This is a genomic window from Streptomyces sp. NPDC025638 (assembly GCF_055558775.1).
On the sequence record NZ_JBVHLX010000011.1, the window covers coordinates 200544 to 227526 of the forward strand.

Below are 26983 nucleotides of genomic sequence, written 5' to 3' on the forward strand. Positions count from 1 at the left end.
GAATGGGCGCTGGAGGCTGACGACCGCGGGCGGTCAGGCGACCGGTCCCGACTCCCATTCCGCTCCCGAGGAGTGGCCATGAACGATGTCGAAGAAATGGGCCCCGTCGACTACTTGGTCATCGAGTTCCCCGGGAACCGCATGACGGGCGAGGCCTTTCCGCTGTTGGTCGATCTCGTCGAGAGAGGCATCGTACGGATCCTCGACCTGACCTTCGTCCGCAAGGACAGCGACGGTTCGGTCACCGGGCTGGAACTGCAGGATCTCGGTGACGAGGTCGATCTGTCCGTCTTCGCGGGCGCCTCCTCCGGGCTGCTGGACCAAGGTGACATCGAGGAGGCCGGCAACGCGCTGGAGCCCGGCAACTCCGCCGCGGTCCTGGTGTACGAGAACGTGTGGGCCGCGCCCCTGGCCCGTGCGCTCAGGCGCAGCGGCGCACAGCTCGTGGCCGGCGGCCGTATCCCCGTCCAGGCCCTGCTGGCCTCGCTGGACGCGGTCGAGGGTACGACACCGCCCGGTGGATCGGCAGCAGCCTGACGCACACAGCAGGGGAGATGAGAGACCATGCCCGGACTCATCAGGGGTGTCGCGCGCACCGCAGTCGTCGCCGGAACCGCCACCGCGGTGTCCAACCGGGTGTCCCGGCGGCAGGCAGGGCGCTGGGCACAGCAGGACTACGAACAGCAACAGCAAGCGGCCCCGCAGCAGGCGGTCGCGCCGCCTCCGCCTGCGCCGCCGGCACCGCCGTCCACCGAGGACGACATGACCCGCAAGATCGACCAGCTCAAGCAGTTGGGTGAGCTGAAGGCCCAGGGCGTGCTGACGGACGCCGAGTTCGAGGCGCAGAAGCAGCAGCTCCTCAGCTGACGCCGCTCGACGCGCACCTCGGCGAGTGAGCAGACCGAAGGTGGCTGTCGCCCCGGGCCGCGGGAAGCGCCCCGGGGCGACAGCCTCGGTGGAGTGGACGGCTCAGGGAGTCAGCTGCCACTGCTCGATGTAGCCGACGTCGAGCCCGGCGCGGTCCTGGACGCGCAGGATCCAGGTCCCGGAGACGGGCTGGGCGGAGGCGTCGACGGTGAAGGTCTGGTCGACGTTGTCGGCGGAGCCGCCGCTGCGGTTCAGCAGTGAGTAGACGGTGCCGTCCGGGCCGACGAGATCGACGGTCAGATCACCCCGGTAGGTGTGGACGATCTTGACATAGACCTGGGTGGTGGCCGAGGCGTTGCCGGTCCGGCCTGTGACGGTGATCGGGGACTCCACCGCGGCGCCGGCGTCGGGGATGTCGACGCGGGTGGCGTTGGCGTAGATGTTCGCCACCCGCCAGGTGAAGCGCACACTCGCCGACGCGCCCGTGTCGTCGGTGACCGTCACCGTGACGTCACTGGTCCCGACGGTGGTCGTGGTGCCCGAGATCAGGCCGCTGGAGCTGATCGTCAGACCGTCCGGCAGGCCCGTCGCCGCATACGTCAGACCCGCGCCGGAGTTGGTGGTGTACGCGTCCGTCTGCAGGGACACCGCCTGCCCGACCCCGCTGGTCCGGTCGGCGATCGGGGCCACGTTGACGCCCAGCGCGATCCGGTTCCCCACGTTGATCGCCGCCCAGGCATCGGCCACGGCGAGGTAGGTCGGGCTGTAGGCGCCGAAGAGGTCGGCCGCGGCCTGGAGCGTCGCGGTGCGGGCGCCCGCGTAGTTGGTGGTCGAGGTCATGTAGGTGGTGAGTGCCCGGTACCAGATGCGCTGGGCGTTCCCGATGCCGATGCCGGTCACGGACTGGCCGTCGTAGGTGGGGCTGTCGTAGGAGACGCCGTTGACGGTCTTCGCCCCGCTGCCCTCGGACAGCAGGTAGAAGAAGTGGTTCGCGGGGCCCGAGGAGTAGTGGACGTCGATGCCGCCCAGGGACGAGCTCCAGTAGTCGCGGGAGGCGCCGTCCTTCGAGGGCTTGTCCATGTAGCGCAGCGGTGTGCCGTCGCCGTTGATGTCGATCTTCTCGCCGACCAGGTAGTCGGGGACGTCGGCGGGCAGGTCGGCGTGGAACTCCACCGCGGCGGCGAAGATGTCGGAGGTCGCCTCGTTGAGGCCGCCCGACTCGCCGGAGTAGTTGAGACCGGCGGTCGCGCTGGTGACGCCGTGGCTCATCTCGTGCGCCGCCACGTCGAGCGCGGTCAGGGGGTGTGTGTTGCCCGACCCGTCGCCGTAGGTCATGCAGAAGCAGGTGTCGGACCAGAAGGCGTTGACGTAGTTGTTGCCGTAGTGGGCCCTGCTGTAGGCGGCCACTCCGTCGTTGCGTATGCCGTTGCGGCCGAAGACGTCCTTGTAGTAGTCCCAGGTCGCCGCGGCACCGAAGGCGACGTCCACGCCCGCGGTCTGACGGTTGCCCTGTGTGCCGTCGCCCCAGACATCGTTGTCGTCCGTGAACAGCGTGCCCGTGCCGGAGGTGCCCTGGTTCAGGTCGTAGGTGTGGTGTCCGGCACGGTCGCCGTCGATGAGCTGGTACGTGGAGCCGGAGAGCGTGGTGCCGAGCGGCACCGTTCCGCTGAACTGCCCGGTGCCGGTACCCGTCTCGATGCCCTGGAACCGGAAGAGGGACTTGCCCGAGGCGGCGTCGGTGATCACATGGAGTTCGCTGGGTGTTCCGTCGTCCTGGAAGCCCCCGACCACCGTCTCCCAGGCCAGGACGGGCTCGGTGGCGGCGGCCCAGACGACCAGACGCGGAGCGCGGTCCGCCTCGGCCTGCTTGCCGCCGGCCTTCACCGCGACCGCGAGGGCCTTGGCCTTCACCGCGCCCGGGGAGACCTTCGGCGTGATGGTGGGCAGGGTGAGCGTGGCCTTCGTGGCCCTCGACGCGGTGAGACGCCCGCCCCGGGCGTGGACGACCAGATCGCCGCCGAGGACCGGCAGTCCGGCGTAGGTCCGTTCGTACCGTGTGTGGGTGGTGCCGTCGGCGTCCTGGGCGACGTCCTTGACGACGAGCTTCTCCTTGGCGCCGAGGTGAAGGCTCTTCGCCGTGCTCGCGGTGGCCGCGGCGGCTCTCCTGACCAGCGCGGTGCGCTTCGCCGGCGAGAGCCGCACGGGGGCCGCGCCGGCCCGGGGAGTGGCCTGGATCTTCGCGTGACCGTGGACGTCGGGGGCCGCGGCGGCGGTGCCGGCCTGGACACCGGCCGCGAGCAGTGCGCTCACTGCGGTGAGCACCAGGGCTCCGGTGCAGCGGGGTCGATGGGGGTAACGGTCCTGCCGGAACAAGGCGTTCTCCTTCTGTGGGGTGATCGGACCCGATGGGGTCCGGGAGAGCGGGTCGGGCCGGTGCGGCCCTCCGGCGGCGTGCGGGTGCGAGTGGGAGATGTGAGGGTCCCGTGAACATACGGTGAATGGACGGACAGCAGGGTGATACCCCAGTCGTGGAATTGTCATGACTGCAACAAAACATCGGCTCAAATTGGCGGTTGCCCGGCCGCGGTTCAGCCGCTCCGGCGGCAGATTTCAGCCGCACGGCCGCTTCAGGCGGACGCACGGCCAACGGGCATACATGGCACGGGCGTTGACCCGCACGACCCACAACAGCAGAATGAGCGCGCACTCTTGAGAGCGCTCTCAGATCCCGTCGGCCCCGCGCCCCGCACCTCCCGAGGAGACCCATGACCGGCAGTCGACGCCAGGCGTTCAGCCGCCGCACGTTCATCGGTACCGGCCTCGGCATCGGTGCCGCGGCCTTCACCACGGCCGCCGGCTCCGGCACGGCCCGCGCGGCAGTCGCCAAGGGTGCCGTCGGCAACTCCGGCGAGCGTCGTGCGTACACCTTCCTCGCCGCCGCCCAGGACGCCTACCCCGAGCACGGCGCGATCCGGCCGGTCCAGAGCTACACCGACCAGGCGGGCCTGTTCAGCACGGCGTTCACCTATGACAACGCCCTCGCGATCCTCGCTCTTCTGGCGGTCCGCACCAAGGACGGCCGGGACCGGGCCATGGCACTCGGAGACGCCCTGCTCTTCGCGCAGGCCCATGACCCCGGGTACGACGACGGCAGGCTGCGGCAGGCCTACAACGTCGGGCCGTACACCTTCTACGACGGCTCGCCGCAGCCCGACGGGTTCGTACGGACGGACGGCACGGCCAACGTCGGCACCCAGTTCGGCTTCACCGGCACGGCCGTCGGCGACATGGCCTGGGCCGGTATCGCCCTGAGCGCACTCGCCGAGCACACCGGTGCCCGCCGCTTCCTCGCCGGCGCACTGCGGATCGGCACCTGGATCGAGCGCAACGGCCGCACCGAAGAGCCCCTCGGCGGCTACAAGTTCGGGGTCGACGGGGCCAACAAGGCATTGCCCTACACCTCCACCGAACACAACACCGACCTCATCGGCCTCTTCGGGCGCCTCGCCCGGCTCACCGGGGACCCGGTGTGGCTGGAGCGGCGCGCACGCGCCAAGGCCTTCGTCGGGAAGATGTGGGAGCCCTCCGGGGGCTTCTTCTACACCGGCACGAACGACGGCGTCACGATCAACAGGGCACCGATTCCCGAGGACACCCAGACCTGGACCCACCTCGCCCTCGCCTCCCCCGCCCACGCCCGCTCCCTGGACTGGGCAACGTCCGAACTGGCCGTCCTGGACACCGCCGACCGCCGCAACAGCACCGTGCCCGCCGGCCAGTCCTACGAAGGAGTCACCTTCAGCTCCGCCAGCCTCCTGGTCGACGAGGACGCACCGATCGCGCCGAGCCAGCCCAAGCCCGATCGACACGGTGTGTGGTTCGAGGGAACGGCCCACCTCGCGCTCGCCCTGCGCACCCGGCACGCACCGGGTGACGAGGCGCGCGCCCGACGACTGCTCGCCTCCCTCGAGAGGGCCCAGGACCTGCTCGGCCAGGACCAGACCGTCGGCGGCAGGGCACTCACCGCGCGCTGTGGCGTCGTATCGGCGAGCAGCCCGCTCGACACGGGTTTCGGCTTCGGCTACTACCCGTACCGGCACACCGGGGCCACCGCCTGGTACCTGCTGGCAGCGAGCCGCACCAACCCCTTGCGGGCCTGATACCGCCCGGTCGCCGAGACAGCTCGACACCCGTGCGCCGGACGGGCACCCGTTCCCCTCGGGGACGGACCGGCCGGGCGCGTTGCACCGCGTCCCCCGCCCGGCGCGCTTACCTTGCTCTAGACATGACCGACAGTCAGAAACGGCGAGGTGGCGTGGGACGTGGTGGCCGGTACGGGCGGTCGATCGGCCGGGCGGGGGCGCGGACGCCGGGCGGGTGACGTCGTGCTGGGCAGCCGTCCGGCGCACTCCGTACGGCTCCCGCCACGCACGCGCTACGGCCCACGGGACGCCGCGCCCCCGATCGGTTCCGTCGCCGAGCGGACCGTACCGTGGCTGCGCGTCGCCGCTGCCTACGCCTGGCGCGTCCTGGTCGTCGGCATCGTCGTCTACGGCGTCTTCACCGTGCTCGGCCGCTTCCAGCTCATCGCCGTGGCCCTGTTCCTCGCCTTTGTCATCACCTCGGTGCTGCGCCCCCTGGCCGACCTGCTGAACCGCATGTTCCCGAGGTCGCTGAGCGTTGCCGTCGCCGTGGTCGGCAGTCTGCTGCTCCTGATGACCCTGCTCGCTCTCGTGGGCAACGCGGTGGCGGGCGAGTCCGCGAAACTGGCGGGCGAGTTCCGCGGCGGCATCCACCGGATCGAACTGTGGCTCCAGCAACCGCCGTTCCGGCTCAGTCCCGGCAAGCTGGAGGATCTGCAGCGCCAGGTGGTGAACTACCTCAACACGCATCGGGCGAATCTGCTCAGCAGCGCCGTCAGCGGTCTCGGCAGGATCGTCGAGCTGATCACCGGAGCGGTGCTGGCCCTCTTCGCCTCCGTCTTCTTCATCCACTCGGGCGAGCGCCTGTGGGGCTGGATGCGCGACCAGCTCCTGCCCAGTGGCGCCCGTCCGGTGTGGGACCGGACCGGGCGGGCGGCCTGGCGCACGTTCGCCGGGTACACACGCGGCATCATCATCGTGGCCGCCACCAACGCCGTACTCGTCGGAGTCGCGCTGTTCATCCTGCGGGTACCGCTCGCGCTGCCGCTGACCATCCTGGAGTTCTTCGCCACGTTCGTGCCGCTGGTGGGCTCGCCGATCGCGCTCGGTGTGGCCACGGTGGTCGCCCTCGCCGGGCGCGGACCACTCACGGCGGCCGCCGTGCTCGTGCTCATCGTGGTCATCGGCCAGTTGGAGGGACATGTGCTGCACCCACTGGTGATGAGCTGGGCGGTCAGTCTGCACCCGCTCGTCGTCGCGGTGTCCGTCATCGGGGGCAGCATCGTCGCGGGCGTGATCGGCGCCGTCGTCGCCGTCCCGTTCATCTCTGTCATCTGGTCGGTGTTGCGCGCACTGCGGACCGCACCGACCTAGCCGGCCGTGCGGTGACTGGGTGAGCGGCTTTCGGCCGCGCTGTCACGAGGACGTGGCGGGCTCATATGCGCTGATGACGTACCGGGCTTCGTCGTCGATGGCGTTCTCGTCCCAGTCCAGCGTGATGCGCAGCGGATGTCCGTCGGCCGCGTACTCCGCCTCCGCCGTGTCCGCGTCGTCGCGGCGCGCCTGCGCGAGTTCCTTCAGCAGTCCACCCATGGTGGGGACGACGCCGGGCGAGCGCCGGACCACGCGGCGGCTCTCCTCGTCGAGGCCGACCGCCTTCACCACCTTCCCGTCGCGCACAGTCACCCGGAAGGTGCCGATGAGGGCCCGCTCTCCCTCGGTCGAGTTCAGCGTGTACGTGTACGCGGCCGGTTCCTCCCAGGCCGTACCGCTCCGCGTGGACGACTTCGCCTCCGCCGCCTCGGTGGACGTGCCCGCTCCCGCACAGGCGGCGGTCGCCCAGAGGAGACCTCCGATCAGGGCGACGCTCGGCAGCGAGGAACGAGGAGTGACACGTACGGCTGTCATGTGGGGCCTTTCGTGGGCTCTTTGCCCCTTGACGCCGACGGCGCTCCGAACGTTCGCGGCGGGCCCGCATGTCACGGGGCCGCAACGATGGAGAACTGGTGAAACTGCAGCTGACCGTAGATCGTCCCTCCTCCCGAATCGCATCGCCCGCACAAGGGCGGTCACCACCCGAGGGGGACCCACCATGGCACCGACCACGAAGACCGGCCGTCGCAGACCCGGCGCGCTCCGCCCGGCCGCGGCAAGCGTGTGCGCCGCGGCCGTACTGGCGCTGGCGCTCAGCGGCTGCGCCGGCCACGACAGCGGAAGCGCGACTCCGGGCGCGGCGTCCTCGAACACCGCGTCAGACGCGGGCGGCGGTGCCACCGCGGTCGGCGCCAAGCCCGCCGCCAAGTCCTCGGCCGGTACGGGCGGCGGGGGCACGGCCACCGGGGCCGCACCGGCCGCCACTCCCTCCGCCTCCGTCTCCGCTTCTTCGGCCACGGGGACGCCCATCGCCGCGGGCTCCGGCGGCAAGGACGACGGCTGCGACCACAAGATGCCCATCTCCCCCGACGAGATCGCGGTCTACCGCTACACCCCCGAAGGCGGCTCACTCAGCCTGATCGTCAAACACGGCAACTGGGGCTGCCCCACGGCGGATTCCGACGGCGCGCCCTTCGTGACCGTCGGCAAGGAGACGTACCTGCCCATGGACCAGGCCGCCTACGTCACCGCCACCAACCCCATCGTGGAGAGCACGGAGAACCAGCGCATCGGCGTCCAGGAGTTCCTGGACTGGATCGAGGCGCACCCGAACAGCGGCCTGGTCTTCAAGTACCACCTCGGTGACAACGGGGCCATCGACAGCCTCGAAGAGGTCTTCACCCCCTGAGTCGGACGGCCTGCCGGCCGGCCGGGCTGGGGCAGTCCGGCCGCCTACCGGGTCTACGCGACTCAGCCACCGAGGTCGCTGGTGTCCCGCTGTGGGCCGGCCGGGCCCTGGCAGTCCGGGCAGAGCTCGAAACGGCCGTCGTGGACAACGCTTCCCCAGCCGCGGCAGGTGTCGCAGTCACGGGCGAGGGTGATGTCGACGAGGTGGGCGGGAGCATGGGGGTGGGCTCCGTGGATCATGCTGCGGGCTCCGGGGGTAGGGGACTCGCGTGGGAAAAATATGACATAGGGGGCATATATATGCAATAGGGTGCGGAGGCCCTCGTGCCGTCACGCACCGTCCGGAAGCTGCTGCTCCGTCCAGATCGTCTTGCCGGCGGCGCCGCGGCGGGTGCCCCAGCGCTGCGCGAGCTGCGCGACCAGGAAGAGGCCCCGTCCTCCCTCGTCCGTGCTCGCGGCCCGCCTGAGGTGCGGGGAGGTGTTGCTGGCGTCCGAGACCTCGCAGATCAGCGCCCGCTCGTGAATGAGCCGCAGACTGATCGGGCCGTACGCGTGCTTGATCGCGTTGGTGACGAGCTCGCTCACGATCAGCTCCGTGGTGAAGGCCAGGTCGTCCAGACCCCACAGGGACAGCTGCCGGTCGACGTCGTTGCGCACCACATGCACGGCCGACGGGTCCGCGGGGACGTCCCAGGAGACCACCCGGTCGGGACTCAGCGTGTGCGTCCGCGCGATCAGGAAGGCGACGTCGTCCCGGGGGCGGTCCGGCAGCAGGGTGCGGACCATGATGTCGCAGATCTCCTCCAGCGGCCGGTCCGGGTGGGCCAGGGTGAAGCACAGCCGTTCCATGCCGACGTCGACGTCCCGGTCCGACGCTTCGATCAACCCGTCGGTGTAGAGGGCGATGATGCTCCCCTCCTCCACCGCGATCTCGGCCGACTCGAAGGGCAGGCCACCCAGACCCAGCGGCGGTCCGGCGGGGATGTCGGGGAACTCGACCGGCTCGGTCAGATGGGCGATCGCGGGGCTGGGGTGCCCCGCGCGGGCCACGACGATGGTGCGGGCGACCGGGTCGTAGATCGCGTACACACAGGTCGCCCCGACCACCGTGGGCCCCTCGGCAGCCGCCTCGGCCTCTTCCGACAGGCGTACGACCAGGTCGTCGACGTGGGTCAGCAGCTCGTCCGGGGGAAGATCCAGATCGGCCAGCGTCTGGACGGCGGCCCGCAGACGCCCCATGCTCGCCGCGGCATGGAGCCCATGGCCCACCACGTCACCCACGACGAGCGCGACCCTGGCGCCCGAGAGCGGGATGACGTCGAACCAGTCACCGCCCACCCCGGACTCGATGTCGGCCGGCAGATAGCGGTAGGCGACCTCGACCGCGTTGAGCTCGGGCAGGTCGGGCGGCAGCAGGCTCGTCTGCAGGGTCAGCGCCGCCTGGCGCTCCCGGGCGAAACGCCTGGCGTTGTCGACGCACACCGCGGCGCGCGCCACCAACTCCTCGACGAGGAGCAGATCGTCCTCGTCGAACGGGTCGGGATTCTTCCAGCGCAGCAGGGTCACCATGCCCATGGTGGTGTCGCGTGCCCGCAGCGGAACCACCAGGTGCGTGTGCACACCCAGGCGGATGAGCCTGTTCCAGCGCGCGGGGTCGTCGAGGACCCACGGGGTCGCCGGGTCCACGACTTCGCAGATCGGCTTGCCCGTGGCCAGGCTCCGTCCCTGAGGGGAACGGGGCGGATAGTGCGTGGGGACACCGATCTCGATGACCACCTCGGGGTGGTCCTCCTGGATCGACAGGTGGGCGGCGCGGCGCAGCGTCTCCTCACCTGCGTGCGCCGAGTCCGAGGACGGGTCCGCCCTCGCCCGTACCGCGTCCAGGAGGTCGATCGCGACGAAGTCGGCGACCCGCGGCACCATGACCTCCGCCAGTTCGCCCACCGTCCGGCCGAGATCGAGCGTGGTGCCGATGTGTTCGCTGGCCTCGTTCAGCAGGGCGAGCCGATCACGCGCCGAGTCCTGGCCGGCGGCGTGGACGGCGACGAGGCAGATGCCCAGCGTTTCGCCCGCGGGGTTGCGCACGGGAAAGAACGTACGCAGCTCGACACGCCTCCGGGTCAGGCTGTGGGGCGTGTGGTGGTGCGGCGGCGAGTGCTCCAGGGTCACCTGCGGCCGTCCTGTGACGAGTGCCCGCTTGGCGTACCGGCTCACCAGGGACGACGACTCAGCGGTGTCCGTTCCGGCTCCGTCCGCGTCGTCCTCGGCCGCGCCGTACGCCTCCATGTCGGCCAGCGCGCGGTTCGCCCATTTCCGGTGCAGTTGCGTGTCCAGTACGGCGATGCCGATGGGCGACCGCTCCAGCAGGGAGCGCGCGACCGCGTCGTGGAACTCGTACTCCGCCTGTTCCCGCGCGTCACAGGCGACGACGAGCCAGGCATGGTGGCCGCCGAGGGCGACGAGGGGGCACACCCGGACCGCGACTTCGACGAGGTGACCGGCGCGGTGCCGGGCGGCGAGCACGCCGTTCCAGCCGTGGCCCGTCCGGCGCAGCCGGGACACGGCGGTGATCAGGTTCCGGTCCGCCAGGACGGATTCCACCGGGTGCCCCACCGCGTCACGGGACGCGCGGCCGAGCAGGCTCTCGGCGCCCGGGCTCCAGTAGGCGATCTGCTTCCTGGCATCGGTGATCACCACGGCCGCGGACCCGATGTCGAACGGATCGGCCGGATCTGCACTGCCGAGCGCACCGATGACGCCCATACCTTCGCACCATCCCGGGGCCGGGCCCCACGGAGCCCATTGTTGCACCGAGAGTCACCCACCGCCGCTCCACCGTTGTCACGACACCGGGCCTACGGCGGGCCGCACCTCTAACTCGTCCGACGCTCCCTCGCGTACCGGTGGGCCAGTGCGTGGAAGGCCCTCTTGGGTTCCCAGTGCCAGTCGGAGCCGGGGTCGTCGGGGTGGTCCTTGACGGTCCTGGTGAGGGAGTAGCTCGCCATGTCGAGGTCGTGGCGCGGGTCGTCGGGGCGGTGCGGGGCGTCCGGGGTGACGAACTCGAACGCCATCGCCGCGTACAGGTTCATCGACGAGAAGACGTCCACCATGTCCACCACATGGGTGGCCTGAGTGCGTTCGCTGCGCACCAGGTGGCCCTTGATCTCCTCGGGGTGCTTGTCGTAGTCGACGACGTCCCAGGCCATACCGCCCGCCTCGGGGGCGCCGACGTAAGCGCAGGTGCCGAACTCGGTGATCGCCAGGGGTTTGCCCCAGCGCAGATACCGGCGCAGCTTTGCGGTGTGGTCGGCGCGGTGTCGGAAGTACGAGTAGTAGTCGATGCCCACGATGTCGAAGAGGCTCCAGTCGACCTGGTCGTCCTGGGCGGCGGCGTAGCTCAAAGGGCCCCGGAAGACGGAGCGGCCGACCGCCGCCGCCTTCCTGGTGAAGCGGTCCAGTCGGCGCTGCATCCTGGCGTGGTCGACACGACCCTCCAGCAGGTTCCGTACGCGTTCCAGGACGGTCGCCCCCGGGACGATCCCCGGCACGAACAGCCAGAACTCGCAGCCCACGCTGAAGTCGACGCTCGCGCCCTGCCGGCGCAGCCGCTCGGCGAACCGGCCGGTCTGCGCCAGGTGCTCCAGGATGTCCCGTTCCGGGACGTCGCCGAGGGTCGGCTGGAGCCAGATGTGCAGGCCGCGTTCCGCGGCCTCGGCGGCGGTGGCCGTGAGACGTTCCACGCCGTCGCCGGTGACATCCACGGTGTCGGCGTGCAGCTCGTCGCGGATGACCCGGATGTCCTTGCGCATCCGGGCGGCGCTGAAGGCCGTACCAGGTGTGTCGCCGTCACCCACTGTGTAGACGACGCCTCGGTGACACAGCCCGCGCCGAGGCTCCGTCGCCCGCGCCGGCCCTGCGGGCAGCAGTGCTGCCGCGAGCCCGGCGGACGCCGTCCCGGCGAGGAACTGTGCCCTGTTGATCCCCTTCGTCTTCTCCATGCGCTCACCCTGCCGAGGGGGCGTTCGCTCCGCTGTCCGTCGACGGTCTACGGCAGCGCGACGAAGGGATGGGATCCGGCGTCGAAGGCCGGAAGTACCGTCGGCCCGGGGCGACTTCAGTGTCTGCGGGGCTCCGCTCCCCCTTGGACGGCTTAGATGAAGCTTGTACCACTTCGGGGAATTGGCCATCACGGACGATCGCGCGGTGCTAGAAAGTGACCACGCAGGCGCACATCGTGACCCGCCTGTCTCACCTGAACCACACCGCAGACCGCCCCCGTCGAGAGAGTGCCCGGCGAGCGCCGCGCACGAGGCGGTCCGGAAACGATGGGACGACCTTGCCGAACACCTCACCCCCCACACGTCGTCAGGCCCGTGCGGAAAGCGCTTCCCCCGCCCTGCCGACGACGGGCCGACGAAGATCCCTGACCCGCAACTGGCGTGTGGGCAGAAAGCTCCGGGCCGTCCTGCTGATCCCGGTGCTCGTCGCACTCGCCTTCGGAGGCGTGCGGGTGAAACGGTCCGTGGACACCTTGCAGGCAGCCGACGAAGCGGTGCGGGTGGCCGAGTTGGTCCAGGCGGCGAACAAGTACGCAAGCGACGCGATCAACGAGCGCGACGTCTCGGTCATCCCGCTGCTGGAAGGAAAGCGGGATGCCGGCGCGGTCGTACAGGCTCGTCGGATCACCGACGAGGACGCGAAGGCGTTCGACCGAGCGGTCGGCCGCATACCTGACACCGCCGGTCTCCTCAGGCGGATCGAGCTGGTCCGCAACGGCGAGAAGCAGCTTTCGACGGTCCGGGCCAACGCGTTCAGCGCAAAGCTGTCGGGTGTGCAGACCGAGGAGAGTTACCACCTCGTCCAGCATCCGCTGATGGAGCTCTCGAACGAACTGGGCTTCGGCAGCAGCAATCAGGCCAGCTTCGGCCGGACGCTCTACGCCATCTCCCTGACGCAGGCCGCCGAGTCCCTGATCCGGTCCATCGGCACACATCTGCTGGTGGAGGACCGCGACACCCTCGCTCCGGGCGAACTGGAGACCCAGCTGGCCTCGTTCCGTTCGTACGCCTACCTCGAACAGGTCGCGCTCCAGGAGTACGCGGGCGCCGGCACCGCCGCGGACATGGCGAGGCTGCGCAAGGCGCTGGCCGACGCGCAGAAGAAGGGCCGGTGGCAGACCACCGAGGCCGCCCGACGGGCCAAGGCGGCCGGCCGGACCTTCGTCGCCCCGCCCGGCACCGCCAAGATGATCAGTGAGATCGCCTCGGGGAAGACGACCGCCGAACTGGCCGCGGAGGGCATCACCCCCGAATCGTTCTTCGCCGCGTCCGCACTCGGCTTCGACGCCTACCGCGGCATCCAGGTGCACCTCACCGACAGCGCACTCACGGACGCCCATGGCATTGCCGACACCGCACGCCGTGACGCGATCACCAATGCCGCGCTGGTCCTCGCGGCCGTGCTCACCGCGTTCCTGCTCGCCGCGTGGGTGGCCCGTTCGATGAGCCGCGGCATGCGCCGGCTGAGCGGCTCCGCCATCGAGATCGCCGAGCAACGGCTGCCGGCCGCCATCACCCAACTGTCACAAGCCGTGCCCGGACAGGTCGACATCCGGGTCGCCGCCATCCCCATCACCACCACGGACGAGATCGGCGAGGTCGCCCGCGCCTTCGACCATGTGCACCGCGAGGCCGTACGGCTCGCCGCCGAGCAGGCCGTGCTGCGCGGCAACATCAACACGATCTTCACCAACCTGTCGCGCCGCAACCAGTCACTGATCGAGCGTCAACTGGCCCTGATCACCGACCTGGAGGACCACGAGACCGACCCCGACCAGTTGGAGAACCTGTTCAGGCTGGACCATCTCGCCACCCGGGTGCGCCGCAACGGTGAGAACCTTCTGGTGCTCGGCGGTGAGAAGCCGGCCCAGCAGTGGGACCGCCCGCTGCCTCTGGTCGATGTCATCCGTGCGGCCTCCTCCGAGGTGGAGCAGTACGAGCGCATCGAGTTCGCCGGTATCCCGGAGGCCGAGATCCATGGCCGTGCCGTGACCGACCTCGTGCATCTGCTCGCCGAACTCCTGGAGAACGCCACCGCGTTCTCGTCCCCGCACTCGACGGTCCGGGTGACGGCGACCCGGCTCCCCGACACCCGGATCATGATCGAGATCCACGACGAGGGAATCGGGCTGATGCCCGAGGACTTCGCGGTGATCAACCACAAGCTGGCCAACCCGCCGACCGCGGACACCGACGTCTACCAGCACATGGGGCTCTTCGTGGTCGGCAGACTGGCCGACCGGCACGGCATCCACGTCCAACTGCGGCCGTTCGGTGAGCAGTCCGGTACGACCTCGCTCGTCATGCTGCCCGGCACGATCACGTTCCGGGCCGCGGGGTCCGAGCCCGACGTCGACACCCTCACCCTGGCCGCGGTCGGCACGATTCCCGCGTCGCGTCGCGAGGCCGCGTTGTCCGCGCTGGCGGCCGCGGCCGCCGAAGACCGCTTCAGTTCGTACGAGGCGTGGACGGATGAGCCGACGGCTGCCGGGGCCCCGGGCGAGAGCGACGGGCCGCGCGGGAAGGGACGCGGCCGCGGGCCCGCGGCGGACGGCAGGCGACGGGAGAAATAGCGCCGAACGGCGTCCGGGCCGGCCCGTGCGGGCCGGCCCGGACGTCAGGGTCAGACGAGGTCGAACCGGTCGAGGTTCGAGACCTTGACCCATGCCGCGACGAAGTCGTTCACGAACTTCTCCTTCGCGTCGTCGCTCGCGTAGACCTCCGCGAGGGCCCGCAGTTCGGAGTTCGAGCCGAAGACGAGGTCGGCACGGGTGCCGGTCCACTTGACCTCGCCGGTGGCGTCGTCGCGGCCCTCGAAGGTGTTCTGGTCCTCCGAGGTCGCCGACCACGTCGTGCCCAGGTCGAGCAGGTTGACGAAGAAGTCGTTCGTCAGCTTGCCCGGGGTCTCGGTGAGGACACCGAGCGACGTCTGCTGGTGGTTGGCGCCCAGCACGCGCAGACCGCCGACCAGGGCCGTCATCTCGGGCGCGCTCAGACCCAGCAGGTTCGCCCTGTCGAGCAGCAGGTACTCGGCCGGCAGCCGGTTGCCCTTGCCCTGGTAGTTGCGGAAGCCGTCGGCGGTGGGCTCCAGCGCGGCGAAGGACTCCGCGTCGGTGTGCTCGTCCGTGGCGTCCACGCGGCCCGGCGCGAAGGGCACCTCGACGTCGTACCCGGCGTCCTTGGCGGCCTTCTCCACGCCGACGGCGCCGCCGAGGATGATCAGGTCCGCGAGGGAGACCTTCTTGGCGCCGGAGTTGAACTCCGACTGGATGCCCTCCAGGACACGCAGCACCTGCGCCAGCTCGTCGGGCTCGTTGACCTCCCAGCCGGCCTGCGGCTGCAGACGGATGCGGGCGCCGTTGGCACCGCCGCGCTTGTCGCTGGTGCGGAACGTGGCGGCGGAGGCCCACGCGGTGGACACCAGCTGTGCGACGCTCAGGCCCGAGGCGAGCAGCTTGGCCTTGAGGGCCGCGACGTCGGCGGCGTCGACGGCCTCGCCCTCGGCCTCCGGCAGCGGGTCCTGCCAGACCAGGGTCTCCTCCGGGACCTCCGGGCCGAGGTAGAGCGACTTCGGGCCCATGTCGCGGTGGGTCAGCTTGTACCAGGCGCGGGCGAAGGCGTCCGCGAACTCCTCGGGGTTCTCGTAGAAGCGCCGCGAGATGGGTCCGTAGACCGGGTCGAAGCGGAGCGACAGGTCGGTGGTGAGCATCGTCGGGAGCTGCTTCTTCGACGGGTCGTGCGCGTCGGGGACGGTCGCCTCGGCGTTCTTCGCGACCCACTGGTTGGCGCCGGCCGGGCTCTGCGTGAGCTCGTACTCGTACTCGAAGAGGTTCTGGAAGAACCCGTTGCTCCACTGGGTCGGCGTGCTGGTCCAGGTGACCTCCAGGCCACTGGTGATCGCGTCGCCGCCCTTGCCGGTGCCGTAGGTGCTCTTCCAGCCGAGGCCCTGCTGCTCGATCGGGGCGGCCTCGGGGTCCGCGCCGACGTTCTCGGCCGGGCCCGCGCCATGGGTCTTGCCGAAGGTGTGACCGCCCGCGATCAGGGCGACCGTCTCCTCGTCGTTCATCGCCATGCGGCGGAAGGTCTCGCGGATGTCGCGGGCCGCGGCGATCGGGTCCGGGTTGCCGTTCGGGCCCTCCGGGTTGACGTAGATGAGGCCCATCTGCACCGCGCCGAGCGGGTTCTCCAGCTCACGGTCGCCGGTGTAGCGCTGGTCGTCCAGCCAGGTGGTCTCGGGACCCCAGTAGACGTCCTCCTCCGACTCCCAGACGTCCTCACGGCCACCGCCGAAGCCGAAGGTCTTGAAGCCCATCGACTCCAGGGCGACATTGCCGGCGAGGATCATGAGGTCGGCCCACGACAGGCTCTTGCCGTACTTCTTCTTCACCGGCCACAGCAGACGGCGTGCCTTGTCGAGGTTGCCGTTGTCGGGCCAGCTGTTGAGCGGGGCGAAGCGCTGCTGACCGGCGCCGGCGCCGCCGCGGCCGTCGCTGATGCGGTAGGTGCCCGCGCTGTGCCAGGCCATACGGATCATGAGGGGGCCGTAGTTGCCGAAGTCGGCCGGCCACCAGTCCTTGGAATCCGTCAGCACCTCGGCGACGTCCCGTTTCACGGCCGGGAGGTCGAGGCTCTGGAACGCCGCGGCGTAGTCGAACTCCTCACCGAGGGGGTTCGCCACGGCCGGGTTCTTCGCAAGGATCTTCAGATTGAGCCGCTCCGGCCACCACTGGCGGTTTCCGCCGCCCTGAGTCGGGTGCGGGGCGCGCCCGTGCGCGACGGGGCAGCCGCCCGCGCCCTCCGTCTTCGCGTCTCCGACGATTGCATCATGGTTCTCAGACATGGGAATCCTTCCGAACTGGGCGGATCGCATTGCTCAGGAACTGCGGGCGGTGGAACAGTCGGCGCACAGGCCCCAGTAGATGACCTCCGCCTCGACGACCGAGAAGCCGTGGTCGTCGGAGGCCGTCAGGCAAGGGGCCTCACCGATTGCGCAGTCGACGTCAGCGACGACGCCGCACGACCGGCACACGACATGGTGGTGGTTGTCCCCGACTCGTCCCTCGAACCGCGCCGGACTGCCGGCCGGTTCGATACGGCGTATGAGACCCGCGGCGGTGAGCGCGTGGAGGGCTTCATACACGGCTTGCAGGGAAATATGGCCTACGCGATCCCGTACCCCGGAGGCGATCGCCTCGACACCGAGGTGATCACCGTCCCGGACGGTCTCGAGCAGCGCGACGCGGGCGGCCGTCACCCGCAGGCCGGCACCGCGGAGCTCCTCGGCGGTGGTCGGGGTCCGGGATGCGGTCATGGCCGCCAACCTACCCGCATAAACACGAAGGATTCAAGAAAACGAGCAAGCCAAGTTTGAGAGAGCAGGTCAGGAATGGTTTGTCACATTATGTAGGGACATACCGACCCACTATGTCAGGCGTATTCCGTCGCCGCGTCGAGCAGCCAGTCCGTGAGGTAGCCGGCGAAGGACGAGCGCACCAGGACCCAGAACCCGGCCCTGGGCTCGTCGCGTGCGACCAGGACGACCTGGCTGCGTGCCAGTGTCGTCTGGGCGCAGCGGCCGGGGCCGAAGGCGCGCGGATGGAGGTCCAGCGCGCAGCCGTGGGAGAGCAGGTCGCGGGCGCGGGGGCCCGTGACGAGAAGTGTGGTGCGCTGGGCGGAGACGTCACAGACGGACACGGGTTCGTCCCCGGCCGCCGAACGGATCCGGCTCTCCAGGTCCCCCTGCGTGCCGGGCCGGCCCACCACCAGCCACTCGTCGGGGCCGAGCCACAGCACGGTCAGCTCCCCGGTGCGTACGACGGTGTCGGGTTCCAGGGGCAGTTGGAGCCCCAGGGCCAGTCCCACCGCGTCCGCGGCCGGCCCCTTGACGTCGAGGCGGACGTTCACGTGTGCCAGGAAGGGGAGTTCGGCCAGCCGGATCGCGCCCCCGGAGGACCGGGTCACGGCCGCCAGCCGGTGGGCGGTGGAGGCCAGGGGGCTGCGCTGCTGCGCGGTCGGAGCGGTGTCAGCCATCGCGGCGGGCTCCCTCGGGGTCGTAGAGGACGGGGCTGGCGACGGTCACCGGGAGCAGCCGGTCGCCCACGGGTGCGTAGAGACGTTCGCCGATGCGCTCCCGGCCGCCCTTGATCAGGGCGAGGGCGAAGGTCCGGCCCAGTGCCGCGCTGCGGTAGCTGGAGGTGACGTGGCCGAGCATCGGGACGGGCGGGGCGGGCAGTTCGCTGTCGGCGACCAGTTGGGTGCCCTCGGGCAGGAAGACGGCCGGGTCCTCGGGGAGCAGGCCGACCAAGTGCTTGCGGTCGGGGCGGACGGTGTCGGCGCGGGCGTAGGAGCGCTTGCCGATGAAGTCGGCCTTCTTCTTCGACACCGCCCAGCTCATGCCGAGGTCCTGCGGGGTGACCGTGCCGTCGGTGTCCTGGCCGATGATCGGGTAGCCCTTCTCGGCGCGCAGGACGTGCATGGTCTCGGTGCCGTACGGGGTGATGCCGTACGGGGCACCGGCCTCGTGCAGCGCCTCCCACAGGGCGAGGGCGTGCCACGGCGACACATTGATCTCGTAGGCGAGTTCGCCGGAGAAGCTGATCCGGCACACCCTGGCCCCGATGCCCGCCACGGTCGTCTCCCGCCATGCCATGAACGGGAAGTCCTCGTTGGACACGGCCAGTTGCGGTGACAGTGCGCCGAGGACCTCGCGGGAGCGGGGGCCGACCAGGGCGACGGTGGCCCACTGCTCGGTGACGGAGGTGCAGTGGACGCGCAGCCCGGGCCACTCGGTCTGCAGCCACTCCTCCATCCAGTCCAGGACGGCGGCCGCGTTGCCGGTCGTGGTGGTGACCAGGAAGCGGTCCTGGGCGAGGCGGATGACGGTGCCGTCGTCGAAGACCATGCCGTCCGGGCGGCACATCACGCCGTAGCGGATCATGCCGACCTTCAGGGTGCTCATCATGTTGGTGTAGAGCAGGTCGAGGAAGGCCGCGGCGTCCGGGCCCTGTACGTCGATCTTGCCGAGGGTGGAGGCGTCCATGAACGCGACGCCCTCCCGGGCGGCGCGGCATTCGCGCAGCACCGCGGCCTCCATGTCCTCGCCGTCGTGCGGGTAGTACCAGGGGCGCTTCCACTGGCCGACGTTCTCGAACAGCGCGCCGTGCGCGGCATGCCACTCGTGCAGGGCGGTCACCCGGACCGGGTCGTGCAGCGCGCCCCGGTCGCGGCCCGCCAGGGTGGCGAAGGAGACGGGGGTGTAGGGCGGGCGGAACGTCGGCAGGCCCAGCGCGGAGATGTCCACGCCGAGGAGTTCCGCGACGACTCCGCTGGCAAGGACGCCCGCGGTCTTGCCCTGGTCGCCCGCGGTGCCGGCCGTGGTGTACCGCTTGGTGTGCTCCACCGAGCGAAGCCCGGCTCCGGTCGCGCGGGCCAGGTCGTCGACGGTCACATCGCGCTGGAGGTCGACGAAGCGGGGGGCGCCGGCGGGGGCGGGGAGGGTGAACACCTGCATGGCCGGGGTGTGCGGTCGCTCGACCACGGCGGGCAGGGCGGGCGCCTCGGCGGTGTAGCCCTCGGCCTCGATCGCGCGGGCGCCCGCGGCGGCGCCCTGGGCGAGCACCGCGGCCAGGGCCGGCTCACCGTTCGCGCTGCCCGCGACCTCGACCGCCTGGCGGCAGGTGTCGGGGACGAAGGCGCCGAGCGCCTCGTCGTGGCGGAGCCTGCCGCCCGCCTGGCTGAACAGGTGTGCCACGGGGTTCCAGCCGCCCGAGACCAGGAGGAGGTCGACGGCGAACTCCCGCTGTCCGGCGGACTCGCCGTACGGGGCGACCCGCACGGCGGTGAGGCGTGCCCCGCCGTCCGTACCGGTCACGGCGTGGCCGGCCAGCACCTCGATCCCGGCCTCGCGGGCGCGGTCGGCCCACTCCCCCGGCTCGGACCGGGTGTCGACGACGGCGGCGACCTCGATGCCTGCCGCGGCCACGTCCAGCGCTGCGGCGTACGCGCTGTCGTTGGTGGTGAGGACGACCGCGCGGCGGCCGGGCAGGACTCCGTACCGGTTGACGTAGGTGCGGGCCGAGGCGGCCAGCATCACTCCGGGGCGGTCGTTGTCCGCGAAGGCCAGGGAGCGCTCGTGGGCGCCGGTCGCGAGGACCACGCGGCGGGCGCGGATGCGCCAGACGCGCTCGCGGGAGACGTTGTCCGGCGCCTCGGCGCCCAGGTGGTTGGTGCGCCGCTCGACGGCGAGGAGGTGGTTGTCGTCGTAGTAGCCGAACACGGTGGTACGACGCAGAACGCGCACCTCGGGGGCGGCGTCCAGGCGGGCGGCGGTCGCCGTCACCCAGTCGAGGTGTTCGCCCGTGCCGAGCAGGCTGCCGCCGGGCTCCGGCTGGTCGTCGGCGAGGATGACGCGCGCGCCGGAGCGGGCGGCTGCCGCCGCGGCGGCGAGACCGGCCGGGCCTGCGCCGACGATCAGGAGGTCGCAGTGGGCGTGCACGGCGTCGTAGCGGGCGGGGTCGGGGGTCGTGGCGAGTCGGCCCTGGCCGGGGAGGCTGGTCGCGACGAGGCCGTCGTGGAGTTCGACGGTCGTGGCCGGGAGCATCGGCTCGGGGAAGGGCTCCTCGATCTGGACGACCGCGTTGGGTTCCTCGACGCCTGCCGAGAAGATGCCGCGGGGGCGGCCGAGTTTGATGCTGGTCGCTGCCGCGATGACGCCGTTGGCCAGGAGGGCGGAGGCGAGGGTGTCGCCTCGGTGGCCCTGGTATTCGATGCCGTCGAAGGTGAAGGTGAGGGCGGTGTCGCGGTCTATGCGGCCGCCGGTGGGGGTGCGGAACGTACGAATCTCGCCCCCGCCGCCCCTACCCGTCCCGTCCTGAAGGGGCTCCGCCCCTTCGACCCCGCGGGGGGCTGCGCCCCCGGACCTCCCTTCGGCCTGAACGGCCTCGTCCTCAATCGCCGGACGGACTGGTGGTGCCTGCCTCGGCTCCATGGTTGCCGGGCGTGACTCCCCCGCCTTGTAGACGGCCAGGATCTCGTTCGTCGCCGTGTCCCGTACCGCGTTGAACCAGCGGCGGCAGCCCGCCGCGTGGCTCCACCGCTCGGCGAACGGGCCCTTCGGGTTGTCGCGGAAGAACAGGTACCGCGCCCACTCCTCGTCGGTGAGGGCCGAGGGGTCCTCGGGATAGGGCACATGTGCCTGGCCGCCGTAGTGGAACTCGACCTCGTCGCGGGGCCCGCACCACGGGCAGGGGATGAGCAGCATGTCGTTCGGCTCCCTTGAGGATCCCTAGTGGGCCACCGCGGCCGCGCCGTGCTCGTCGACGAGCGCGCCGGTGGTGAAACGGTCGAGCGAGAAGGGGGCGTTGAGGGCGTGCGGGGTGTCGTGGGCGATGGTGTGGGCGTAGACCCAGCCGACGCCCGGGGTGGCCTTGAAACCGCCCGTTCCCCAGCCGCAGTTGAGATAGAGGTTGTCGACCGGGGTGAGGCCGACGATGGGCGAGGCGTCGGGGCTGACGTCTACGATGCCGCCCCAGGTGCGCAGCACATGGGCGCGGGCGAAGACCGGGAAGAGTTCGAGTGCGGCGGACATCTGGTGTTCGATGATGTGGAACGCGCCGCGCTGGGTGTAGGAGTTGTACGCGTCGATGCCCGCGCCCATGACCAGTTCGCCCTTGTGGGCCTGGCTGACGTAGACGTGGACCGCGTTGGACATGACGACCGTCGGGTGCACCGGCTCCAGGAGTTCGGAGACAAGTGCCTGCAAGGGGTGGCTCTGCAGCGGGAGTTCGATGCCCGCCATGGCGGCGAGGACCGAGGTGTGGCCGGCCGAGCACAGGGCCACCTTGCCGGCCGCGATCGGGCCGAGCGTGGTCCGTACGCCGACCACCCGGCCGTCGACCACGTCCAGGCCGGTGACCTCGCAGTTCTGGATGATGTCGATCCCGGCGGCGTCGGCGGAGCGGGCGAAGCCCCAGGCCACGTAGTCGTGCTTGGCGATGCCGGCGCGTGGCTGGTAGGTGCCGCCGAGCACCGGGTAGCGCACGTCGGGCGAGATGTTGACGATCGGGCAGACCTCTTTGACCTGCTCGGCGTCGAGCCATTCGGCGTCCACGCCGTTGAGCCGGTTGGCCTCGACGCGGCGCACGCTGTCGCGGACGTCCTGGAGGCTGTGGGCGAGGTTCAGCACACCGCGCTGGGAGAAGAGGATCGGGTAGTCGAGCTCCTCCTCCAGTCCCTCCCAGAGTTTGAGGGCGTGCTCGTAGATGCCGGCGCTCTCGTCCCACAGGTAGTTGGAGCGGATGATGGTGGTGTTGCGGGCCATGTTGCCGCCCGCGAGCCAGCCCTTCTCCAGCACGGCGACATTGGTGATGCCGTGGTTCTTCGCCAGGTAGTGGGCGGTGGCGAGGCCGTGTCCGCCACCGCCCACGATCACCACGTCGTACGACCGCTTCGGCTCGGGTGTGCGCCAGAGCCAGTCCGGGTGGTCGGGGAGGTCGGCGCCGGGGGTGCTGGGGCTCATCGGACGTCTCCGTCTTCCGAAAGGTGCGGGTAGAGCGGGTGCTTGGCCGCCAGTGCCTCGGTACGGGCGCGCAGCGCGGGCACGTCGGGTTCGGGCTGGAGGGCGAGGGCGATGACGTCGGCGACCTCGGCGAAGTCCTCCTCGGTGAAGCCGCGGGTGGCCAGGGCGGGGGTGCCGATGCGCAGGCCCGAGGTGACCATGGGCGGGCGCGGGTCGAACGGGACGGCGTTGCGGTTGACGGTGATACCGATCTCGTGGAGCAGGTCTTCAGCCTGCCGGCCGTCGAGTTCGGAGTGGCGCAGGTCGACCAGGACCAGATGGACGTCCGTACCGCCGGTGAGCACCCGCACTCCGGCTGCGGCGGTGTCCGGGCGGGTGAGGCGGTCGGCGAGGATACGGGCGCCGGCGAGCGTACGGGCCTGGCGTTCGGCGAACTCGGGCGACGCGGCCACCTTGAAGGAGACCGCCTTCGCGGCGATGACGTGCTCCAGCGGGCCGCCCTGCATGCCGGGGAACACCGCCGAGTTGATCTTCTTGGCGAGGTCGGCGTCATTGGTGAGGACGACCCCGCCGCGCGGGCCGCCGAGGGTCTTGTGCGTGGTGGTGGTGACCACGTGCGCGTGCGGAACCGGGCTGGGGTGCAGTCCGGCGGCGACCAGGCCCGCGAAGTGCGCCATGTCGACCATGAGGAGGGCGCCGACCTCGTCGGCGATCCGCCGGAAGGCCGCGAAGTCGAGCTGCCTCGGATACGCCGACCAGCCCGCGATGATCATCTTGGGGCGGTGCTCCTTGGCCAGGCGTTCCACCTCGTCCAGGTCGACCAGATGGTCCGTCTCGGTGACGTGGTACGGCACGACGTCGAACATCTTGCCGCTGTAGTTGATGCGCATGCCGTGGGTGAGATGTCCGCCGTGGGCGAGGTCGAGGCCGAGGATCGTGTCGCCGGGGTCGAGGAGCGCGAAGAAGACGGCGGTGTTGGCCTGGGCGCCCGAGTGCGGCTGCACATTGGCGTATCCCGCGCCGAACAGGTCCTTGATGCGCTGGATGGCCAGGCGCTCGGTGACGTCGACGTGTTCGCAGCCGCCGTAGTAGCGACGGCCGGGGTAGCCCTCGGCGTACTTGTTGGTCAGGACCGAGCCCTGGGCCTCCAGCACGGCGGAGGGCGCGAAGTTCTCGGAGGCGATCATTTCGAGCGTGGACTGCTGGCGGTGCAGTTCGGCGCGGAGCGCGGCGTGGACCTCGGGGTCCAGCTCGGCCAGCGGGGTGTTCAGCGCGTTCATAGGGGGTTCGCGTTCCTCTCGGCGGCCTCGACGACGTTGGCGAGCAGCATCGCCCGGGTCATGGGGCCCACGCCCCCGGGCATCGGCGCGAGCCATCCGGCGACCTGTGCGGCGTCCGGGTGCACATCGCCGACCAGCCCCTGGCCGGTGCGGGTGATGCCGACGTCCAGGACCGCCGCGCCGGGGCGCAGCATGTCCTTGGTGATCAGTCCGGGCGAGCCGGCGGCCGCGACGACGATGTCCGCCTCGCGGACGTGCCAGGCCAGGCCCTTGGTTCCGGTGTGGCAGAGGGTGACGGTGGCGTTCTCGGAGCGGCGGGTCAGCAGGAGCCCGAGGGGACGACCGACCGTGATGCCGCGGCCTATCACGCACACCCGGGCCCCGGCGATCGGTACCTCGTTGCGGCGCAGGAGTTCCACGATGCCGTGCGGGGTGCACGGCAGCGGGGCCTGTGTGCCCAGGGTGAGCCGGCCGAGGCTGACGGGGTGCAGTCCGTCGGCGTCCTTGGCGGGGTCCATGCGTTCCAGGACGGCGTTCGCGTCCAGGTGGCGCGGGAGCGGCAGTTGGACGATGTAGCCGGTGCAGGCCGGGTCGGCGTTGAGTTCGTCGATGACGTCCTCGACCTGTCGCTGCGTCGCGTCGGCGGGCAGTTCGCGGCGGATGGAGGCGATGCCGGCCTGCGCGCAGTCGCGGTGCTTTCCGGCGACATAGGCACGGCTGCCGGGGTCGTCGCCGACCAGGACGGTGCCGAGGCCCGGCGGCCGTCCGTCGATGGCGGTCAGCTTGGCGACGCGCTCGGCGAGTTCACGGCGGATCTCGGCGGCGGTGGCCTTGCCGTCGAGCTTCTGTGCGGTCACCGGCGGTGTTCCTTCCCTCGAAGCTCTCGCGGGGTACTAGCCGCGCAGACGGGACATGGTCGGGTCGAACAGGGGTTCCTCGGCGACGACCGCCTCGATGCGCCGGTCGAAGTAGCCGATGTGCACGGTGGTGCCGGGTGTGGTGAGTTCGGCCGGGAGCCAGGCGTAGGCGATGCCCTTGCCGATCGTGTAGCCGTAGGCGGCGCTGGTGACGTAGCCGACGGCGCGGTCGCCGTCGTACACCGGCTCCTTGCCCATGACGACGGATCGGGGGTCGTCGACGGTGAGGCAGGTCAGCCTGCGGCGGACGTCGGCCTTGCGGCGTTCGAGTGCGGCCTTGCCGATGAAGTCGTCCTTGTCGGGCTTGGCGGCGAAGCCGACACCGGCCTCGTACGGGTCGTGCTCGTAGGTCATGTCGGTGCCGAAGGAGCGGTAACCCTTCTCCAGGCGGAGGCTGTTGAAGGCGCCGCGGCCCGCGATGACGCCGCCGAGCGGCTCGGCCGCGGCCCAGAGGGTGTCCCAGAGCTTCTGGCCCAGGTCGGCGGTGGTGTACAGCTCCCAGCCGAGTTCACCGACGTACGACAGCCGCATCGCGGTGACGGGGACGCTGCCGATGTGGGCGCGCTTGGCCCGGAAGTACTTCAGGCCGTCGTTGGAGAAGTCGGCGTCGGCGAGCGGCTGCAGGACCTTGCGGGCGAGCGGTCCCCACAGGCCGATGCAGCAGGTGCCGGGGGTGATGTCCCGGACGGCGACGGATCCGTCGGCGGGGAGGTGGCGGGTGAACCAGTCGAGGTCGAGGTTGCCGTTGGCGCCGACCTGGAAGAGGTCGCGGGCGAGGCGGGCGACGGTGATGTCGCTGCGGATGCCGCCGTCGTGGTCCAGGAGCAGGGTGTACGTCACGGAGCCGACGGACTTGTCGACCTTGCCGGTGGCCAGCCGCTCCAGGAAGGCGGCGGCGCCGGGGCCGGCGACTTCGAGGCGCTTGAGGGCCGTCATGTCGTACATCGCCACGGTCTCACGGGTGGCCTGGGCCTCCGCGCCGACGATGGGCGACCAGTACTGTGCGGCCCAGTCGTTGGGGGTGGGGATGGAGCGGCCTTCGACCAGGCCCGCGTTGGCCTCGTACCACTGCGGGCGCTCCCAGTCGTTCGCCTCCAGGAAGAACGCGCCGTGCTCCTGCTGGCGGGCGTGGAAGGGGCTGGTGCGGATGGGGCGCGGCTTTCCGGAGGGCTGGAGCGGGTGCAGGATGTCGTAGACCTCGACGAAGTTCTGGCAGTCGCGGGCCAGTACGTACTCCGGGGAGAGCTGGTGCGGCTCGAAGCGGTTGACATCGCACTCGTGCAGATCGAAGGACGAGCAGTAGCCGTCGACCAGCCATTCGGCGACGGCACGTCCGACGCCGGCGGAGTGGGTGACCCAGACGGCCTCCGCGACCCAGAAGCCCTTGACCTCCGGTGACTCGCCGAGGAGCGGGTAGCCGTCGGTGGTGAAGGAGAACAGGCCGTTGATGCCCTCCTCCACCTTGGCCTCCTTGGTCGAGGGCAGGAGGGACTGGGTCTCGGTCCAGGCGTCCGCGAAGTCCTCCTCGGTGAACTTCAGGACCGAGGGCATCTGGTCGGCCTCGTCCACGGAGAGGATGTCGTCGGCGGAGACGGGCATGGGGCGGTGGCCGTAGTAGCCGATGCCGATGCCGTCGAAGCGGTCGCGGTAGTAGAGGTCGGCGTCCTGGTGGCGCAGGATCGGGCGCACCGCCTCCTCGGTCTGGCCGGCGAGGGCCGGAACCGGGCCGGTCCAGGCGAGTTGGTGGGCGAGCGGGGTGAGCGGGAGGTTCATCCCGACCATGCGGGCGATCTTCGGGCCCCAGATGCCGGCGCAGCACACGACGATGTCGGCGGGGATCTCGCCCTGGTCGGTCATGACGCCGGTGACGCGGCCCTCGCTCTGCCGTACGTCGAGGACCTCGTGGCGGGCGAGGAAGCGGACGCCGCGTTCGGTGGCCCGGCGGATCTGGGCCTCTACGGCGAGGACGGCCTTGGCGAGGCCGTCGGTGGGGACGAGGAGGCCGCCGAGGACCCGGTCGCGGTTGACGAGCGGGTGCTGCTCCACGCACTCCTCGGGGGTGAGCAGGCGGGCCTCGATGCCCCAGGCGGTGATCCAGCCGTGGCGGCGGTGCAGTTCGGCGAGCCGCTCGGGGCTGGTCGCCACCTCCAGGCCGCCGACCTGCAGGAAGCAGGGCTTGCCGTCGACGTCGAGGGAGCAGAACTTCTCGACGGTGTAGCGGGCCAGCTCCGTCATGGTCTTGGAGGGGTTCGTCTGGAAGACCAGGCCCGGGGCGTGCGAGGTGGAACCCCCGGTTGCCGGAAGGGGGCCCTGGTCGACCACGGTCACTTCGGTCCAGCCTCGTGCGGAGATCTCGTCGGCGAGGGCCGCTCCCACGACGCCCGCTCCGATGATGACCACTCGGGGTCCCGCCATCGCCCAA

General features: G+C 70.8%; 19 protein-coding genes. 6 read left to right on the plus strand and 13 right to left on the minus strand.

Going from position 1 to position 26983, the window contains the following annotated elements; all coding sequences use genetic code 11:
• Positions 1-78 precede the first annotated feature (78 nt).
• Positions 79-537, plus strand: a complete 459-nt coding sequence (locus ACZ4EG_RS27565; protein ID WP_467792492.1) for a DUF6325 family protein — start codon at positions 79-81, stop codon at positions 535-537.
• A gap of 27 nt (positions 538-564) precedes the next feature.
• A complete protein-coding gene (locus ACZ4EG_RS27570; protein WP_467792493.1) occupies positions 565-867 on the plus strand; it encodes an SHOCT domain-containing protein in 303 nt (100 codons plus the stop codon).
• A 102-nt stretch (positions 868-969) separates the two neighbouring features.
• Here the strand turns inward: ACZ4EG_RS27570 and ACZ4EG_RS27575 are convergent, their stop codons facing one another.
• On the minus strand, positions 970-3240 hold the full coding sequence (locus ACZ4EG_RS27575; protein ID WP_467792494.1) for a M4 family metallopeptidase: 2271 nt from the start codon (positions 3238-3240) through the stop codon (positions 970-972).
• A 392-nt stretch (positions 3241-3632) separates the two neighbouring features.
• On the opposite strand from ACZ4EG_RS27575, the gene ACZ4EG_RS27580 reads away from it, so the two are divergent.
• Both ACZ4EG_RS27580 and ACZ4EG_RS27585 read left to right on the plus strand, forming a co-directional pair.
• Complete coding sequence (locus ACZ4EG_RS27580) at positions 3633-5027, plus strand: Tat pathway signal sequence domain protein (protein ID WP_467792495.1); 1395 nt, start codon at positions 3633-3635, stop codon at positions 5025-5027.
• Positions 5028-5252: 225 nt separating this feature from the next.
• A complete protein-coding gene (locus tag ACZ4EG_RS27585) occupies positions 5253-6383 on the plus strand; it encodes an AI-2E family transporter (protein WP_467792496.1) in 1131 nt (376 codons plus the stop codon).
• Positions 6384-6425: 42 nt separating this feature from the next.
• Here ACZ4EG_RS27585 and ACZ4EG_RS27590 read toward each other — a convergent pair whose 3' ends face one another.
• Positions 6426-6917 (minus strand): DUF6174 domain-containing protein, encoded by a 492-nt coding sequence (locus ACZ4EG_RS27590; RefSeq protein WP_467792497.1) that lies wholly within the window; start codon positions 6915-6917, stop codon positions 6426-6428.
• A 184-nt stretch (positions 6918-7101) separates the two neighbouring features.
• Here ACZ4EG_RS27590 and ACZ4EG_RS27595 point away from each other — a divergent pair, with 184 nt between their 5' ends.
• Positions 7102-7791, plus strand: coding sequence for a hypothetical protein (locus tag ACZ4EG_RS27595; RefSeq protein ID WP_467792498.1), 690 nt, complete (start codon positions 7102-7104; stop codon positions 7789-7791).
• Between the two features lie 62 nt (positions 7792-7853).
• Here ACZ4EG_RS27595 and ACZ4EG_RS27600 read toward each other — a convergent pair whose 3' ends face one another.
• From ACZ4EG_RS27600 to ACZ4EG_RS27610, 3 genes are all read right to left on the minus strand, one after another.
• A complete protein-coding gene (locus tag ACZ4EG_RS27600) occupies positions 7854-8030 on the minus strand; it encodes a hypothetical protein (protein WP_390709532.1) in 177 nt (58 codons plus the stop codon).
• A gap of 90 nt (positions 8031-8120) precedes the next feature.
• Positions 8121-10553: a SpoIIE family protein phosphatase gene (locus ACZ4EG_RS27605; protein ID WP_467792499.1), complete on the minus strand. Its 2433-nt coding sequence runs from the start codon at positions 10551-10553 to the stop codon at positions 8121-8123.
• A gap of 110 nt (positions 10554-10663) precedes the next feature.
• Positions 10664-11788 (minus strand): abortive phage infection protein, encoded by a 1125-nt coding sequence (locus ACZ4EG_RS27610; protein WP_467792500.1) that lies wholly within the window; start codon positions 11786-11788, stop codon positions 10664-10666.
• A gap of 443 nt (positions 11789-12231) precedes the next feature.
• Here ACZ4EG_RS27610 and ACZ4EG_RS27615 point away from each other — a divergent pair, with 443 nt between their 5' ends.
• Entirely contained in the window at positions 12232-14421 is a 2190-nt protein-coding gene (locus ACZ4EG_RS27615; RefSeq protein ID WP_467792501.1) for a sensor histidine kinase, read from the plus strand.
• 50 nt (positions 14422-14471) lie between these two features.
• On the opposite strand, the gene katG is transcribed toward ACZ4EG_RS27615, so the two are convergent.
• The 8 genes from katG to ACZ4EG_RS27655 all read right to left on the minus strand — a co-directional run bounded on the left by katG (position 14472) and on the right by ACZ4EG_RS27655 (position 26976).
• Positions 14472-16688: a catalase/peroxidase HPI gene (gene katG / locus ACZ4EG_RS27620; protein WP_467792502.1), complete on the minus strand. Its 2217-nt coding sequence runs from the start codon at positions 16686-16688 to the stop codon at positions 14472-14474.
• A 33-nt stretch (positions 16689-16721) separates the two neighbouring features.
• On the minus strand, positions 16722-17159 hold the full coding sequence (locus ACZ4EG_RS27625; protein ID WP_467792503.1) for a Fur family transcriptional regulator: 438 nt from the start codon (positions 17157-17159) through the stop codon (positions 16722-16724).
• 116 nt (positions 17160-17275) lie between these two features.
• Positions 17276-17878, minus strand: coding sequence for a sarcosine oxidase subunit gamma (locus ACZ4EG_RS27630; protein ID WP_467792504.1), 603 nt, complete (start codon positions 17876-17878; stop codon positions 17276-17278).
• Positions 17871-21107 carry a sarcosine oxidase subunit alpha family protein gene (locus tag ACZ4EG_RS27635; protein ID WP_467792505.1) on the minus strand — a complete coding sequence of 1079 codons (3237 nt, stop codon included), beginning with the start codon at positions 21105-21107 and terminating at the stop codon, positions 17871-17873. The genes ACZ4EG_RS27630 and ACZ4EG_RS27635 overlap by 8 nt, the downstream gene beginning before the upstream one ends.
• 24 nt (positions 21108-21131) lie before the next feature.
• Positions 21132-22364, minus strand: coding sequence for a sarcosine oxidase subunit beta family protein (locus ACZ4EG_RS27640; RefSeq protein ID WP_453555706.1), 1233 nt, complete (start codon positions 22362-22364; stop codon positions 21132-21134).
• Positions 22361-23644 (minus strand): serine hydroxymethyltransferase, encoded by a 1284-nt coding sequence (glyA, locus tag ACZ4EG_RS27645; protein WP_467792506.1) that lies wholly within the window; start codon positions 23642-23644, stop codon positions 22361-22363. The genes ACZ4EG_RS27640 and glyA overlap by 4 nt, the downstream gene beginning before the upstream one ends.
• The gene (locus ACZ4EG_RS27650) at positions 23641-24501 is read right to left on the minus strand and encodes a bifunctional methylenetetrahydrofolate dehydrogenase/methenyltetrahydrofolate cyclohydrolase (protein ID WP_467792507.1); all 861 of its coding nucleotides are present in this window, start codon (positions 24499-24501) and stop codon (positions 23641-23643) included. The genes glyA and ACZ4EG_RS27650 overlap by 4 nt, the downstream gene beginning before the upstream one ends.
• A 36-nt stretch (positions 24502-24537) precedes the next feature.
• Positions 24538-26976 (minus strand): GcvT family protein, encoded by a 2439-nt coding sequence (locus ACZ4EG_RS27655; protein WP_467792508.1) that lies wholly within the window; start codon positions 26974-26976, stop codon positions 24538-24540.
• Between the last annotated feature and the right edge of the window lie 7 nt (positions 26977-26983).